The sequence below is a fragment of the Campylobacter sp. BCW_6873 genome, from assembly GCF_001762365.1.
Lineage (GTDB): Bacteria > Campylobacterota > Campylobacteria > Campylobacterales > Campylobacteraceae > Campylobacter_D > Campylobacter_D jejuni.
On sequence record NZ_MJWS01000077.1, the window covers coordinates 93,431 to 109,556 of the forward strand.

General features: G+C 30.3%; 17 protein-coding genes. 7 read left to right on the plus strand and 10 right to left on the minus strand.

Annotated elements, in window-relative coordinates; translation table 11 throughout:
• Window positions 1-11: 11 nt before the first annotated feature.
• From AJ932_RS07005 to trmA, 4 genes are read left to right on the plus strand one after another with little or no spacing between them, the layout of a single operon-like run.
• On the plus strand, window positions 12-1,250 hold the full coding sequence (locus AJ932_RS07005; RefSeq protein WP_032603315.1) for an ankyrin repeat domain-containing protein: 1,239 nt from the start codon (window positions 12-14) through the stop codon (window positions 1,248-1,250).
• Window positions 1,247-1,996 (plus strand): SDR family NAD(P)-dependent oxidoreductase, encoded by a 750-nt coding sequence (locus AJ932_RS07010; protein ID WP_002861474.1) that lies wholly within the window; start codon window positions 1,247-1,249, stop codon window positions 1,994-1,996. The genes AJ932_RS07005 and AJ932_RS07010 overlap by 4 nt, the downstream gene beginning before the upstream one ends.
• Window positions 1,993-3,726 (plus strand): Na+/H+ antiporter NhaC family protein, encoded by a 1,734-nt coding sequence (locus tag AJ932_RS07015; RefSeq protein WP_002861473.1) that lies wholly within the window; start codon window positions 1,993-1,995, stop codon window positions 3,724-3,726. Before AJ932_RS07010 ends, AJ932_RS07015 begins: the two co-directional genes overlap by 4 nt.
• On the plus strand, window positions 3,723-4,796 hold the full coding sequence (gene trmA, locus AJ932_RS07020; protein ID WP_002861472.1) for a tRNA (uridine(54)-C5)-methyltransferase TrmA: 1,074 nt from the start codon (window positions 3,723-3,725) through the stop codon (window positions 4,794-4,796). The genes AJ932_RS07015 and trmA overlap by 4 nt, the downstream gene beginning before the upstream one ends.
• Here the strand turns inward: trmA and AJ932_RS07025 are convergent.
• Window positions 4,783-5,199: a membrane protein gene (locus AJ932_RS07025; RefSeq protein ID WP_002861471.1), complete on the minus strand. Its 417-nt coding sequence runs from the start codon at window positions 5,197-5,199 to the stop codon at window positions 4,783-4,785. The two genes, trmA and AJ932_RS07025, sit on opposite strands and share 14 nt — an antisense overlap.
• Before the next feature lie 118 nt (window positions 5,200-5,317).
• Here AJ932_RS07025 and AJ932_RS07030 point away from each other — a divergent pair, with 118 nt between their 5' ends.
• Window positions 5,318-5,731, plus strand: a complete 414-nt coding sequence (locus tag AJ932_RS07030) for a CoA-binding protein (RefSeq protein ID WP_002861470.1) — start codon at window positions 5,318-5,320, stop codon at window positions 5,729-5,731.
• A complete protein-coding gene (gene ilvA / locus AJ932_RS07035; RefSeq protein ID WP_002861469.1) occupies window positions 5,731-6,942 on the plus strand; it encodes a threonine ammonia-lyase in 1,212 nt (403 codons plus the stop codon). The genes AJ932_RS07030 and ilvA overlap by 1 nt, the downstream gene beginning before the upstream one ends.
• On the opposite strand, the gene truA is transcribed toward ilvA, so the two are convergent.
• From truA to glmU, 7 genes are read right to left on the minus strand one after another with little or no spacing between them, the layout of a single operon-like run.
• Window positions 6,939-7,664 (minus strand): tRNA pseudouridine(38-40) synthase TruA, encoded by a 726-nt coding sequence (truA, locus tag AJ932_RS07040; RefSeq protein WP_079264422.1) that lies wholly within the window; start codon window positions 7,662-7,664, stop codon window positions 6,939-6,941. The genes ilvA and truA overlap by 4 nt on opposite strands.
• On the minus strand, window positions 7,661-8,686 hold the full coding sequence (locus tag AJ932_RS07045; RefSeq protein ID WP_002856798.1) for an LptF/LptG family permease: 1,026 nt from the start codon (window positions 8,684-8,686) through the stop codon (window positions 7,661-7,663). Before AJ932_RS07045 ends, truA begins: the two co-directional genes overlap by 4 nt.
• The gene (locus tag AJ932_RS07050) at window positions 8,686-9,462 is read right to left on the minus strand and encodes an A24 family peptidase (protein ID WP_070278583.1); all 777 of its coding nucleotides are present in this window, start codon (window positions 9,460-9,462) and stop codon (window positions 8,686-8,688) included. Before AJ932_RS07050 ends, AJ932_RS07045 begins: the two co-directional genes overlap by 1 nt.
• On the minus strand, window positions 9,459-10,127 hold the full coding sequence (gene uppS, locus AJ932_RS07055) for a polyprenyl diphosphate synthase (protein WP_002852565.1): 669 nt from the start codon (window positions 10,125-10,127) through the stop codon (window positions 9,459-9,461). Before uppS ends, AJ932_RS07050 begins: the two co-directional genes overlap by 4 nt.
• Before the next feature lie 3 nt (window positions 10,128-10,130).
• On the minus strand, window positions 10,131-10,748 hold the full coding sequence (locus tag AJ932_RS07060; RefSeq protein ID WP_070278584.1) for a hypothetical protein: 618 nt from the start codon (window positions 10,746-10,748) through the stop codon (window positions 10,131-10,133).
• Window positions 10,745-11,899: a bifunctional phosphopantothenoylcysteine decarboxylase/phosphopantothenate--cysteine ligase CoaBC gene (gene coaBC / locus AJ932_RS07065; RefSeq protein WP_070278586.1), complete on the minus strand. Its 1,155-nt coding sequence runs from the start codon at window positions 11,897-11,899 to the stop codon at window positions 10,745-10,747. The genes AJ932_RS07060 and coaBC overlap by 4 nt, the downstream gene beginning before the upstream one ends.
• A complete protein-coding gene (gene glmU, locus AJ932_RS07070) occupies window positions 11,896-13,185 on the minus strand; it encodes a bifunctional UDP-N-acetylglucosamine diphosphorylase/glucosamine-1-phosphate N-acetyltransferase GlmU (RefSeq protein WP_070278588.1) in 1,290 nt (429 codons plus the stop codon). The genes coaBC and glmU overlap by 4 nt, the downstream gene beginning before the upstream one ends.
• A gap of 141 nt (window positions 13,186-13,326) precedes the next feature.
• On the opposite strand from glmU, the gene fliP reads away from it, so the two are divergent.
• Complete coding sequence (fliP, locus tag AJ932_RS07075; protein ID WP_002852529.1) at window positions 13,327-14,061, plus strand: flagellar type III secretion system pore protein FliP; 735 nt, start codon at window positions 13,327-13,329, stop codon at window positions 14,059-14,061.
• A 15-nt stretch (window positions 14,062-14,076) separates the two neighbouring features.
• Here the strand turns inward: fliP and AJ932_RS07080 are convergent, their stop codons facing one another.
• Window positions 14,077-14,847 carry a transporter substrate-binding domain-containing protein gene (locus AJ932_RS07080; RefSeq protein WP_002859503.1) on the minus strand — a complete coding sequence of 257 codons (771 nt, stop codon included), beginning with the start codon at window positions 14,845-14,847 and terminating at the stop codon, window positions 14,077-14,079.
• Window positions 14,848-14,938: 91 nt separating this feature from the next.
• Window positions 14,939-16,126 (minus strand): Cj0814 family flagellar-dependent secreted protein (locus AJ932_RS07085; RefSeq protein ID WP_070278590.1); only part of this gene is annotated, 1,188 nt, incomplete at its 5' end.

The following is a 16,126-nucleotide window of genomic DNA, read 5'->3' on the forward strand; positions in this document are numbered from 1 at the left end:
AAGGAAAAATATTGAAGTTATTATTCACTTCCTTTTGTTGTTTTGCAAGTTTAATGGCTAGCGATGCCATTAACTGCGACAACATTAAAAATAATAAAACATTGCTAAATAAAAGTTCAAATTTAGATTATTTAAATATAGCTTCAAGCTGTAAAGAATCTTTAAAAAATCAAGATTTTACAAAAAAACTCTATGCGATTTCCAATGAAATTCGCGGAAGCAATAGCTCTTGTAATGGTGTGGCTTATTTGCCCAAATTACAACAATTTGATTTTTTATTATTAAAAATAGCTATCGATCCCATCGCTTATCAAAAAACTTTAGATACACCCGAAAATTTAGAAAAAAAATATGATATTTTAAAATCTTATTTTAGATATTGGGCATATCAAAGTATAGGAAATTTTAGACTTTACAAAGCTTTTTGGAAAGAATATAACAATGCTATAGAACCTTTAGAAAAGTATTTTGAAAGTAATTTTAATTTTGACAAAGGTAGTAATATTTACTATACTAGCAATGCTTTAAACGAATTTTTAAATTGGGCTGTTGGTGAAACAAAAATTTACAAAGACATTAGTCCTTTAGCAAAAATCATGTCAAATAAAAATTATTCGGTATCTTATATACAAGATTTTATTTTTTCAAATAATCCAAGCCAAGATGATCTTACGATAGCCTTGCAAGCAGCGCTTCTAAATCAAAGAGAAAAAGAAATTTTAGAACTTTTGATTCGTTTTGGTGCTAGGATTGACGAAGGTTATGAAAGTGCTATTTTTTACGCATTGGAAAATTATGAAAATACAAATTTTTTAATCCAAAATGGAGCGAATGTTAATCAAGCCAATGCCTTTGGTAAAACCCCACTTTTTTATGCCATAGAGTTTAATCGCCTTGATATCATAAAACTACTTCTTGATAATGGAGCAAATTTTAATCAAAAATATATTAATAACAATGAAAAATTAGCATTAAGTGCGAACATAGGTTCAAATACGCCTTATTTTATTACATTTTGTGCTCTAGAGCACACTTCAAAAAATGTTTTAATGCATGCTGCAGCCTATGGAAATGTTGAAATTTTAAAACTTCTTATTTCAAAAGGAGCAAATTTTAATGCTGTTGATGATCTTGGTTTTAATGCGCTTGACTTTGCGCTAGCAGCAGGTAAAAAAGAAAATGCTGATTATCTAAAAAGCTTGGGTTTAAAAGCAAACGAAAATCTATTTTACGGAGGTAGTTTAGAATGAAAACCGCATTTATTACAGGAGCTAGTTCAGGTTTTGGTAGAGCTTGCGTTGAAGCTTTTATACAAAAAGGCTACAAAGTAATCGCCCTTGCTAGACGCAAAGAGCGTCTAGAAGAGTTAAAAAATGCTCACAAAGATAAGATTTATACGCTTTGCATAGATGTAAGAAATCAAAAAGAAATCTTTGAGGCTATTGAAAATTTACCCAAAGAATTTCAAGAAATTGATGTGCTTTTTAATAATGCAGGTTTAGCTTTAGGGGTAGATGAATTTGATAAATTAAACCTTGAAGATATTAACACTATGGTAGATACAAACATCAAAGGATTTTTATATGTTGCAAAAGCTGTTATTCCTATACTTCGTAAACAAAAAAATGCTTATATTTTTAACTTAGGTTCGGTTGCAGGACGCAATCCTTATTTTGGAGGCAATGTGTATTGTGGAACCAAAGCCTTTGTAGGACAATTTTCATTGGCCTTAAGAAATGATCTTAGAGGAAGCAATATCAAAGTAACAAACATTGCTCCAGGACTTTGCAAAACTGAATTTAGTGAAGTGCGTTTTAAAGGAGATATCCAAAAAGCTGATGCAGTGTATGAAAATACGCAATTTATCAGTGCTAATGATATTGCCAAAGTGGTAATGTCTATTATTAACCTACCAAGCCATATTAATGTTAATGAAATCGAGCTTATGCCGGTAACACAAACTTGGAATGGATTTTATATAGAAAGAGATGAATGAATAAATTTTTAGTTTTATTGTTTTTACCTTTAGTTGCATTTGCAAACTCCTCAGAAGCAGCTGCAAATGCTAATTTATTTGGAGTTTTTACGCTTATACCACCTTTAGTTGCTATTGCTTTAGCCTTTATCACAAAAGATGTTATTTTGTCACTCTTTGCTGGAGTTTTAAGTGGAACTTTTCTACTTAGCCTTTCTGCAAATATTTTCAAAGCACAACATTTAGCTTTTGTAAATTTTTATAATACTGCAGTAGAATCTTTTTCAAAGATTATTTCTTATATCTTAGGTTCAACTTCTGATCCAGTAAATGCGGGAATCATTTTACAAATTCTTTGTATAGGTGGTCTTGTGGCGCTTATCACAAAAATGGGTGGTGCAAAAGCTGTAGCATTAAAATTTGCCAAAAGAGCCAAATCAGCTGTATCAGCTCAAGTTAATACTTGGTTTTTAGGGCTTTTAATATTTTTTGATGATTATGCTAATTTACTGATCGTAGGTCCAATTATGCGTCCTTTGGCGGATAAATTTAAAATTTCTCGTGAAAAATTTGCCTTTATTATCGACTCTACCGCAGCTCCTGTGGCAGGAATAGCTGTAATTTCCACTTGGATAGGCTTAGAAGTTTCCTTAATTAAAACCGCTTATGAACACATAGGCATTAGCGATATTAGTGCTTTTGGAATTTTTGTCGAAACCATACCTTATCGTTTTTATAATATCTTCATGCTTTTTTTTGTAGTCATGACTGCAATCATGGGACGTGAGTTTGGCTCTATGTACAAGGCTGAAGTGCGTGCAAGAACCACAGGACAAATTGCACCTCTACCTAAATCAGGCACGCTAGATACTGCTGAATTAGAAGATCAGTTTTTAGCGCCAAAAGAAGGTATTAAAATTCGTGCTTTTGATGCTATTGTTCCTATTTTTACTTTAATCATTTTAGCTATATTAGGATTTTATTTTAATGGACTTAGCACTTTAGAAGGCGAAGAACTTGCAAAAGCAAGTGCCAATCCTTTGTCTTTTGAAACTTTTAGGGCTGCTTTTGGAAATGCTGATTCTTCTGTGGTGTTATTCCAAGCTGCTTTGTTTGCTGCTATTGCAGCGATTTTTATCGGGGTGCGTCGTAAAATTTTCAATCTTAAAGAAGCGGTAGAAACTTGGATATATGGCTGGAAAACCATGATTTTTACCATAGTATTGCTTTTATTTGCTTGGTCGCTTTCAAGTATAGTAAAAGATCTAGGAACTTCTTTATTTATCACCAGTCTACTTGCAGATAAATTGCCTGAGTTTATTTTACCTGCTACTATTTTTGCTTTTGCTTCAGCCATTTCTTTTGCCATAGGAACAAGCTATGGAACTATGGGGATTTTAATGCCTTTGGCTGTGCCTTTAGCTCATGAAATCGCCAAAATCAATGGTATGGATGCAAATGCTATGCATCATTATATGGTCATTAATATAAGCTGCGTTTTAACAGGTGCGATTTTTGGAAACCATTGCTCACCAATTTCAGATAATGTAATCCTTTCATCTATGAGTGCAAAATGCGATCATATGGAGCATGTAAGAACACAAATTCCTTATGCTCTATTTATCTGTGGTATTTCTTTAATCGCTGGATATATTCCTGTATCTTTAGGACTTAGCGTTTGGTTTGTCTTGCCTTTAAATTTTATACTTATTGCGCTTTTACTAAGACTCATCGGAAAGAAAGTTCCATGAGTCTTGAAAATTTTGGAAATTTTCTTACTTTAGATGAAAAACACTCTTTCATAAAAAAATATTTTAAAGAATTTTATACAAAGGAATTTAAACTTTTTGCCTCAAAAGATAAACATTATCGTACAAGAGTTGAACTTTCATTTTATCATGAAAATGATACTCTTTTTTATGCAATGTTTGATCCAAAAAGCAAAAAAAAGTACATTATAGAATATTTAGATTTTGCTGATGAAAAAATTTGCGCTTTTATGCCAAAACTTCTAGAATGCTTGCGTCAAGATAGCAAATTAAAAGAAAAACTTTTTGGCGTGGAGTTTTTAACCACAAAGCAAGAACTTAGCATAACTTTACTTTATCATAAAAATATAGAAGATATAAAGTCAAATTTAGAAAATTTAAGCAATATTCTTCATATCAACCTTATAGCAAGAAGTAAAGGCAAAAAACTTATTTTTAAAACAGAAAATCTAAGACAAACTTTAAATATTCAAGATAGAAAAATATTTTATGAATTTAACAACGATTGTTTTATTCAGCCTAATACTGCTATAAATGAAAAAATGATTACTTGGGTATGTGAAATTTTAAGCACTCAAAAAAGAATGGATTTACTTGAGCTTTACTGTGGATATGGAAATTTTACTTTAGCTTTAGCACCATTCTTTTTTAAAATTTTAGCCACTGAAATTTCAAAAAGCAATATTAATTTTGCTTTAAAAAATTGCGAGCTTAACAATACAACAAATATCCACTTTGCAAGACTTTCAAGCGAAGAATTAAGTCTTGCTATCAAAAAAGAAAGAGAATTTTTTCGTTTAAAAGATATTCGATTAGATGATTTTAATTTCTCTCATGTTTTAGTTGATCCACCCCGTGCAGGACTTGATAAAAGCGTAATTGACTTAATAAAAAAATATGAAAATATTATTTATATTTCTTGCAATCCTATCACTTTAAAAGAAAATTTAAAAGAATTAAGTCTAACACATAGAGTGGAAGAGTTTGCTCTTTTTGATCAATTTGCCAATACTCCACATCTTGAATGTGGAGTATTTCTTAGCAAGGTATAAAAAAATAATTCATTAATTTAGCCAGTATTACTATCGCGATACAAAGCACAAATACAAAAGGATGGATAAAAGCACCAAGCGGGTTTTTCTTCTTTAATATAAAATGACAAAATAAAGAAAAAACAACTAAAGATAAAATTCCAAAAGCCAAAATAATTTTTATAGCAAAAAGTAAATTTAAAGGTTTAAAATGAAAACCTGCCAAAGCACCTCCGCTTAAAAAAAGCAAAAGAACCACAAAAGGCATTATTTTAACCCCAGTAGCACTAAAAAGACTTTTGTCAAAATTAGGATTTTTCTTTTTAACTACGCCCAAAACAAATACATCAACAAACAAATAACCTATAAACAAAATAGCACAAAGAAGATGGATTGTTAAAGTATATGGATAAAATTCTTCCATTTTTCCCTCCTTATTAAACTTCGGAATTTGCTATATTATAACACTTTTTTCATTTTTTGAATTCACTTTAGTTAATTTTTTAATCATTTAAGATAAAATACCAAAACAAAGGTTAATAATGAATGAAAAAGAAACTATCTCTTATATTATAAATACAAGTAAAAATATTGCCATATTTGCTTTAAGTCCAGATAAGACAAAAGCTTCTTATAGGGTAGCAGAATTTTTACAAAGAAAAAATTATAAAATTTTTCCTATTTATCCTAAAGAAGAGTTTATTTTAAATGAAAAAGTTTATAGAAATTTAGATCAAATAGAAGAAAAAATCGATACACTTATACTTTTTAGAAAAGGCGAAGCGGCACTAGAAATTCTTCCTAAGCTTGTTGAAAAAAATATTAAAAACCTATGGCTTCAACTTGGTATTAGTAATGAAACAGCCAAAGAAGAATGTAAAAAATTAGATATAAATTTTATACAAAATCGTTGCATTATGCTAGAATATCCGTATTTTAAAACAAAGGAAAAATAGTGTTAGAGCTTAATAAAATTTACAAAGCAAAACAACAAATTTCAGGGTTTGTAAACAAAACTCCTTTCATATACTCTTCTTTTTTAAGTGATATTTGTCAAAGTGAGATTTATCTTAAAAATGAAAATTTACAAATTACAGGTGCTTATAAAATTCGTGGAGCTTATAATAAAATAGCCAATCTTAGCGCTGAACAAAAACAACATGGAGTCATTGCCGCAAGTGCGGGAAACCATGCTCAAGGCGTGGCCATTAGTGCAAAAAAATTTGGCATTAAAGCGGTTATTGTAATGCCAGAATCCACTCCGCTCTTAAAAGTTTCTGCTACAAAAGCCTTAGGAGCAGAGGTGATACTCAAAGGGGATAATTTTGATGAATCCTATACTTTTGCAACCTCTTATGCTAAAGAAAATAATCTTAGTTTTATCCATCCTTTTGAAGATGAATTTGTAATGGCAGGACAAGGAACTTTGATGCTTGAAATGCTTGATGAAATAAGTGATCTTGATATGATTATCGCACCTGTTGGAGGTGGAGGACTTATAAGTGGTATCGCAAGTGCAGCTAAACAAATCAATCCAAACATTAAAATCATCGGCGTTGGAGCCAAAGGAGCTCCTGCAATGTATGAAAGTTTTCATGCTAAAAAAATCAAAAATGCAAAAAGCGTACGCACTATAGCCGATGGTATTGCTGTGCGTGATGCAAATCCTATTAATTTTAATATTATTTTAGAATGCGTAGATGATTTTATCCAAGTTGATGATGAAGAAATCGCTAATGCGGTATTGTTTTTACTTGAAAAACATAAAATCATAGTTGAAGGCGCAGGAGCTGCGAGTGTAGCCACCCTACTTCATCAAAAAATAAATACACAAAATCATAAAAAAATTGGCGTAGTTTTAAGCGGAGGCAATATCGATGCACAAATGCTAAATATCATCATAGAAAAAGGTTTATTTAAATCTTACAGAAAAATGCAAATTCATGTTACTTTAGTAGATAAACCTGGGGCATTATTACACCTTACAGACAGCTTAAAAATAGCCAATGCAAATATAGTAAAAATCGACTATGATAGATTTTCCACCAAGCTTGATTATGGCGATGCGATGATTTCAATTACCCTAGAAACCAAAGGCAAAGAACATCAAGAAGAAATAAGAAAAATTTTAACCCAAAAGGCGTTTAATTTCTATGAAAGTTTTTAATAACATATACGGCTTAAATAAAGCCCATTTGGCGGTGCTAAAAAGTGATTGTATTGCTTTTTAGCCTCAATCTGTTCTTTGAGTTCTTTTTCACTCATTTTTCCTTCTAAAACCTTTAAAACGCTTGCTACGCTTAATCTAATTTGCCCTCTTAAAAAACCATTAGCTTTAAAATGAAAAATGCTAAAATCTTTATAAGCATAAGCTCTAGCAATAAAAATTTCTCTTAAAGTCGTTTTATTATCCCCTCCACTTTTACAAAAAAACTTTAAATCCTTTTTTCCTACAAAAAAACCCAAAAGCTCATTAGCTTTACCTAGGTCAAATTTAGGATAAAAATGTACATAAGAAGCCATAAAAGGACTATAAGAAGAGTGAGAAAATATATAGCGGTATTCTCTACTTTTTACATCAAATCTTACCTCAAAATCATCTTTTACTTTTTCAATTTTTTTGATATGGATAAAAGGATGGGAAAATTTATTAAGTTGTTTTTGAAGATATTCTAAATTTACAAAATGATCTCCACATTCTACACTAGCTACAGCATAGCTTGCATGTACTCCTTTATCCGTACGAGAAGCCATCAAAAGAGGTGAAAAAATACCCAAATGCGATAAGACCCCACTTAAAGCATCTTGAACACCTTTTTTATGAGGCTGAGTAGCAGAACCTAAAAAAGCAGAGCCATCATAAGAAAATATAATTTTTATTTTCATCAATAACGACTCAAAATCATTTTCTTAAAACAATAAGCCGAAACAAATAAACTTAAAGAAAAAATTCCAAGGCAAGCCAAAATTGGAGGTTGAGAAAAAGAACTTAAAAGTCCAAAATATATAGCAATCACTCCAAACATACCTAAATACACATAGCCTTTTTCATAACGATAAGTAACCAAACCAAAACAAAGTGCAAAAAGCGTACTAGCAAGTGGAAACAAGGCTATAGTTGTATAAATCACAAATTCTCTTGCTCTTTGTGGATTTTCGTTTAAATCATTCCAGTATTCATAAAATTTCTTTGTTTGAAGATTGTCTGTATTAAACTGAGTATTTACTACTAAAGTGTCAAATTCTCCACTAAAAATACTTTGACCTTGCTCAAAATTATACATTTTGCCTTGATTTAAGCTAAAAGCAAAGCTATCGTCTTTTCTTTGCACATGCGCTTCTTTGGCTATGATAAGCTGTTCTTTATCATCAGCTTTATGTTTAGGGCGATACATAATTATGTTTTCATACTTATCACTATCTTGTTTTTCTATAAAAATCATCCAGTCTAAAAATTTTTGTCCAAATTCTCCTGTTTTGTAGTTAAATTTCACTTGAGTGCTTTTATAGTTTACAAAGTTATCCTGAAGCTCAAATACTATAGGTATCATTACCAAAGCCACAACAAGCATAAAAGCACTAATCAAGCTTGCAATTTTAAGGAAAAATTTTGCCAAAATCATTGGTGAAAATCCCAAAGTAAAAAGTACTATGCTTTCATTTTCCTTAGAAAGTCTAAACAAAGCCAAAGTTAAAGAAATGAAAAAAGATATAGGCAAGGTAAAAATTAAAATTCTAGGCAACATAAATCCATAAAGCTTTAAAAGATCCAAAAAACTAATCTCTATGCTTGAAGTAAGTTTTGCAAGTTGAATAAAAAACACCATAGATACAATAGCAAAAAGTACGAAAAATATAGACAAATTCGTACTTAAAAATTGATTTAAAACATATCTTAAACTAAGCTTCATTAGAATAATCCTAAGTTTTTATAAAATAAAACTGCCACAAAAGCGATATTTAAAAAGGGTATCATAGCAAGTTCTCGCTCTTTTATTGCTTTAATTTTAAAAAAAATAAAAAAAGGCAAAGTTAAAATAGAAGCTATAAATAATACTAAAAATCCATACTCAAAACCTAAAATTCCACCTATACAAGACATAATGATAATATCAGCATCACCCAAATTTTCTAAAATTTCATCTTTTTTTTGGAAATTCATTAGAAAAAAAACTAAACTTTTTAATAAAAAAACAAATCCTCCAAAACTAAAAGCATTTAGTAAAAAACCTCTGCTAAACTCTTTAAAAATCAAAAAATGTAAAATTTCACTTTCCCTAAAGGCGTAAAAAAAAGCAAATAAAAAAGCACTCCAAAGTAAGATTTGTGGTACGGCTTTGAGTTTAATATCAATTAAAGAAAGCAAGAAAAGATTAAATAAAAATAGAGATAAAAATAAAAAATCATAAAAATTTTGACTTAAAAAATAAACCAAAATAAGCAAAATTATGCCTAAAATTTCATTGATTAATAAAGAAATAGGCAAATGACATTTGCAAGTTTGACATTTTGCCTTTAAAAAAATATAAGAAAAAATAGGAATAATTTCATAGTATTTTAATTTTGCATCACAAGAAAAACAAAAAGAGCGCGAGATAAAAAAAGGCTTTTTTTCAATTATCCTACTTGCCAAACTTGTGCAAAAAGAACCCAAACAAGCCCCTAGAATTATTATGAAAAGTATCATTTTCCAAAAGTTCTTTCTCTATTTCTAAATTCTTTAATAATCCTTTTAAATTCTCTCTTGGTAAGAGATGGAAATAAAGTTTCACTAAAATAAATTTCAGCATATGAACACTGCCAAAGTAAGAAATTTGAAAGTCTTTTAGCATTTCCAACGCGAAGCATCAAATCCACATCTAAAGGTAAATCTAAATTTTGCGTTAAATTTTCTTCATTTAGCTCAAGTTTTTTTTCGATCACACGCTTAGCAGCTCTTATAATTTCATCTCTTGCACCATAACTTATAGCCAAATTAACACAAAGTGCGTCACAATGCTTTGTTTTTTCTTCAACTAAGGTAATTTTTTCTCTTACTTTATCTTCCAAACGCGATAAATCACCTATAGCTCTTAAACGCACATTATTTTTTTCAAATTTTTCTAAAGCTTCATCCAAACAACGATCTAAAAGTTCAAAAATAAAATCAATTTCATCTTTAGGGCGCTTCCAATTTTCCGTACTAAAAGCAAAAAGGCTTAAATTTGAAATATTTTCTTCCATGCAAACTTCCATCAATTTTTGCATAGTTTTGACTCCTTGGGAATATCCAAGTTTTGCCAAAAAACCCTTAGCCCTAGCCCAGCGCCTATTACCATCCATAACAACAGCAAGGTGTTTTAATTCATTCATTTTTCATCCTTTAAAATCAAAAAGCCTTTTGAAAACAAACAAAGGTTCAATCTTGTTTTCTTGCGATACATTAAAATCTAAATGTTCGTTTAAAAATTTTTGTACCTTGGCAAAAGGTGTAAAAACGCTAACACCTTGTAAATCTATTAAAATTTTCAAAGCTCCAAAAACACTAAAATATAAGTAAATTTCTAAATATTTTGCTCTTTTACGCATTTGAAACAAGCAAGATTTATTTTCAAAGATAAAAGGAATATGATAAATATTTTCAAAACTTGCAAAAAGCATTTCTTTTAATATCTGATAACGCTCTATATCTTTACAATCTAAAAGATTTTGTATGATGAATTTTTTATAAGAAATTTTATCCTCTAAAATAGCGATTATTAAAGCCAATCCCTCTTCAAAAGGTTTGAAATTAGGACGCTTTGAAAGATGTTTAAATTGTATAACTCCACCATTTTGCATATAAAGTTCGGCTAAATATTCAGCGCCAATTTCAAGCTCTATCATGCTTTTGGTTTGAATCTTTTTGTGATTTAACAAAAGCGTATAGTGTCCATAGCCTGATTTAGCCAAAACTTTCATTTGTATAGGCAAGGTAGAATTAATCATACTCATAATTTTTCACACCATTTTACTAATTCAAATGCCAATTTTTCTTTGCTTTGCAAGGTGCTTTTATTTTCATTGTTGAAAGTGATAAAATAAAGTTCATTTTGATAGCTTCCAAAATAATTTTTTTGACCAATGATATTAAGGCAAACCATATCAAGTTGCTTATCTTTTAAAGATTTTTTCGCATTTTCTAAGGCATTTTGAGAATCAAATTCCATCTTAAAACCTATCTTTTTGCCTTGAAATTTGCAAGTTTTAAGCAAATCTTCATTTAAAGATAGATGCAAGTTTAAACCCTGTAAATGCTCATTTTTTTTAATTTTTCCTTTTACACTTTGAGGGATAAAATCACTCACTGCAGCCGTCATAATCAAAAAGTCATGACTTAAATTTTTATCCAAAAGCTCTTTTAGTTCCTTAGAACTTTCAAATTTGCAAAGCTCATAAGGCGTATCAAATTCCACAGAGCTTAAAAGTTTTACCCTAGCTCCTAAAAAATAAAAAGCATCAGCTATGGCTTTTGCCATTTTTCCACTTGAAAAATTACTCACACAACGCACATCATCGATCTTTTCTTTTGTGCCACCACCTGTGATAACTACACTTTTATCACACCAAAACTTTTCTTTTAAAAGCTCTCTTTTGGTGATATTAAAAATATCCTTAACTTCAGCTAAGGCTCCTACGCCTTCATCTTTACAAGCTAAAACTTTACAAATAGGCTCTATAATCGAAGCTTTATTTTCTTTAAGTATCTTTAAAGAATTTTGCGTGCTAAAATGATGAAACATATTTGTATTTGCCGCAGGAGCTATGATAAGAGGTTTATTTGCTGCGATTAAGGTTTGGATAAAAAGATTATCCGCTATACCAAAAGCAAGTTTATTGATAGAATTAACACTTGCAGGGGCAAACAAAACAAGGTCTACATCCTTGCTAAAAACTATGTGATTGTTTGAGTTTTGCCAACTTTCATTTTCCTCGCATAAAATCTCATCAGCCAAGGCTTCAAAACTCATTTTGCTAGCAAATTTTAACAAACCATTAGAAAGCAAAACTTTTACCCTAAAGCCTTCTTTTTTAAACAAAGAAATAAGCTCGTAAGATTTATAAAAAGCTATACTGCCACTAATAGCCAAAAGTATGGTTTTCATTTTTGAAATTTTTTGTAATAATAATCTTTTATCATCTTATGCTCTGCTCTATTGATAAACAAAGCACCTTTTTCTACATTGATACCTACCGTGCTTCCTGCTGCTATGATCACTTCATCTTCGATTTTTACAGGCGCGATAAATTGCGTATCAGAACCTACAAAAACATTTTTTCCTATGATGGTTTTATGCTTTTTTACCCCATCATAATTGCATGTAATAGTCCCACAGCCTATATTAGTTCCACTATCTATCTCACAATCTCCTAAATAGCTCAAATGTCCTGCTTTTACGGTATTTAACTTTGCATTTTTACATTCTACAAAATTTCCTATATGAGTGTTTTTTAACTCACAATTTGGACGCAAATGTGCCAAAGGCCCTACATCGCTATTTTCTACGATGGAATTTTCTATCACACTTGAGCTTTTAATGATAGAGTTTATAATCTTACTTTTACCCTCTATCCTTACATTTTCATATACTTCGCATTCACCTACAAATTCAACATCTGCACCTATAAAAGTGCTTTGCGGTAAATGAAAAATCACACCCTGTTGCATCCAGTATTTTTTAATTTTTTCTTGCATGAAATTTTCAGCTATACTGAGTTCAAATTTATCATTAATCCCCATAAATTCATCTTCATCTACAAAAACCGCTTTAATCATCACATCTTTTTCTTTTGCTAGTTTTACAATGTCGGTTAAATAATACTCTTTTGCCGCATTATTGTTATCAATCAAAGGTAAAAGCTCTTTTAAAAGTCTCGATTCAATCACATAAACCCCAGCATTGCAAGTATTTATCTCTTTTTCTTGTGTATTTGCATCTTTAAATTCAACAATTTTTTCAACGCTATCGTTTTTTATCACCACCCTACCATAACTTTTAGGATCTCTTGCTTTAAAAACTGCTAGATTTAATTTTGCATTATTACCTAACAAAGCTTCCAAACTTGTTTGCTCAACTAAAGGCATATCGCCACAAAGAATCAACACTCTTTCATTTTTAGGCTCAAACCCCCTTAAAGCTCCTGCAGTTCCTGGATAATTTTGCAAGTCTTGCTCTAAAATTTGTGTTTTTGGAAAATGTTCTAAAATTTCTTTTTCAACGCGTTCTTTTTGATGCGATAAAACTACACTTACATCATCACTTAAAGCAAAAGCCTTTTTTAAAATGTGTAAAATCACACTTTTTTGACAAAGCTCTTGCAAAACCTTTGGCTTTTGTGATTTCATTCTAGTGCCCAATCCTGCCGCTAAAATCAAAATAGAAGTTTTCATTTTTTACCTTTGTTATTAAGAAGTCTAAAAGACTATTTTAGCAGTTTAAAGTTAAAATCCTAATACCCTTAAACTAGTTTTTAGTCATCAAAAGATAAAATTTAAATTTCTTTAATAAAAAACAAAAAAGGTTTTTAAATTTTGAAAAAAATATTATTATTTTTACTTTTAAGCATGAGCTTATTTGCTGCTGAAGCAACTATCCCTACAGTAAATTTAAGCTTAAGTGCACCCAATACGCCTAATCAGCTTGTTACTACTTTAAATATAGTGATTGTTTTAACCATACTTGCGCTCGCTCCAAGTATAGTTTTTGTTATGACTTCTTTCTTGCGTCTTATTGTGGTATTTTCATTTTTGCGACAAGCTATGGGGACGCAAAGTATGCCACCTAACACTATTTTAGTAACCTTGGCTTTAATTTTAACTTTTTTTATCATGGAACCTGTAGCTACAAAATCCTATAATGAAGGTATAAAACCTTATTTAGCAGAAAAAATAGGCTATGAAGAGGCTTTTATAAAAGGAGCAAAGCCTTTTAAAGATTTTATGCTTAAAAATACTCGCGAAAAAGATTTAGCCCTTTTTTATCGCATACGCAATCTACCCAATCCCAAAACCATAGATGATGTTCCCCTTACGGTTTTAGTTCCTGCTTTTATGATTTCAGAGCTTAAAACCGCTTTTGAAATAGGATTTTTAATCTACCTACCCTTTTTAGTCATAGATATGGTTGTAAGCTCAGTTTTAATGGCTATGGGTATGATGATGCTACCTCCTACTATGATCTCTTTACCTTTTAAACTCTTGATTTTTGTATTAGTGGATGGATGGAATTTGCTAGTGCAAAGGCTTGTGGAAAGCTTTGTAACCTAAGAAGGAAAATCCTTCTTAGAAAAAGAATTCTAAATTATTCTTTTTAAAAGTATCTTTAACATCTTTAAGATATTTTTCTCCTAAAGAATCAAAAAGCCCATCTTTTTTGCTTTCTGCAATAAATTCATCAAGCTCTTTTTTAAGTTCTGCATTACCTTTTTGCACTGCTATACCCCAAAACTCAGGATTTTCTTGAAAAGGTGCCAAAATGGCTCTAGTTGTATCTTGATGTTTTTGCCAAGTGCGATAAATCGTAAGTTGATCATAAAAAAATCCATCAGCCTTGCCTTGAATCACTTCCAAAATAGCAGCATTTTCTTTATCAAATAAATTAATAGTTGCATTTTTTAAATTTTTAACCGCATATAAATGCCCTGTAGAACCACGCTTTAAAGCCAAAACTTTGCCCTTTTTATCTAAATCTTTGATATTTGTAATATCAGAGTTCAAAGGAGTTAAAATAGCCAAATTTGCCTTAGCATAAGGAATGCTAAAATCCACCACTTTCTTTCTCTCATCGGTAATTGTCATAGAAGACATTATAAGATCTATCTTGGCTGTTTTTAAAGCAGGTATTAAACCATCCCAAGCGATATTTTTTACTACAAGTTTATAGCCGTTTTTCTTTGCAAAAGCTTCTAAAAAATCCACGCTAATTCCACTTGCTTTGCCTGTTTTATCGCTCATTTCAAAAGGCGGATATCCAAGCTCCATTCCTACAACCAAATCTTTTGCACTCAAATTTAAAGCAAAAAAAGAGATAAAAATCAAAATAATTTTTTTCATAATTTCCTTTCAAATTTTTTGTAAAAAATTATACTAATTTTATCTTATTTTGTTATTAGCAATTTGTTTTAAACTTAAAAAATTAAAACCTTTAAACCCTAGTCTGCCCTATAAGATTATTTAATCTATCCATTATAGAATTAACATAAGAGTCTATACTTTGGTTACTTGCTTTCCAGCCATTAGCTTTTGCTTGATGAAATTCTCTATCAAAAGAGATTCCACTGCCTACGTATACATTTTGCCATTTAACTCCTTTTTCCATTGCATAAATACCTGCATCAAGCCAACCATCTTGTGCATAACCTTTTAATAAACTTGCAAAATCAACTTTTCCTGTCATAATGTCATCTAAGGAAACATCGAAAGAAGGATTTGCTTTCATTTCTAGCTCAAATTTTGCTTCTAAAACTTTTGCTTCAGGACTAAAAACAACTTGATTTGGAGATGGAAAAGGCGGATAGGATTTTAAAAAACTCATAAACAAAGCTTCTTTAGAATAACTTCCATCTTCATTTTGTGGATAAACTGACATATCAGGATTAAATTCACCTTCAATTGAAGGATCTTGCTCCATACTTTGTGGAGAAAAGTCAAGTTTCATAAGGTTCATACCCAAATTCATAGTAGAATACTTAATCGCTTGTGCTTCGTGAAATTGTTCCGCATTAAATATATTTTTTACAATTTTTTCTTTGTTTTCATTACGACCATAATTTAGTCCTTTTGGCAATTGCTCTAAATCAGCTTCGCTAAAACTTGTTTTATCATTTGGAAATGCACTTATTACTTGATTAAAGCTATTATAATAGGATTTAACAATAGAAGCCATATCAAAACTATTATAATAATTACCACTAGTTTCATCAGCCATACCATGTTGATTAAATCTCTCTATCTCATCCAAAGTAGATTTATGTATCTTAAAATCTTCAGGTAATCCTGCAGCATTGTTAAAATCACTTCCCATATAACCATCTTTATCTACACTATAACCATAGGCTGTATCAGTGCTTAAATCTACTTGTTTATATTTTAGAGTATAAATAGAGTTTTTAAATTCACTTGATATATCATAATTAGGAGAACTTGTCTTACTACTTATACTAAAATTAGTATTATTGCTAGTATTTGTTGTATTAGTAGAATTTAATATTTCACTTCTTGCTAGAGTTTGTGAATTTTTACTTTCTATATCACTTAACTTGCTGGCATTTTGTTTTAAAAAAGCATTAGCAAAACTTATTTTAGAATTTTCTTTACTTTCTTTATTAGCTTT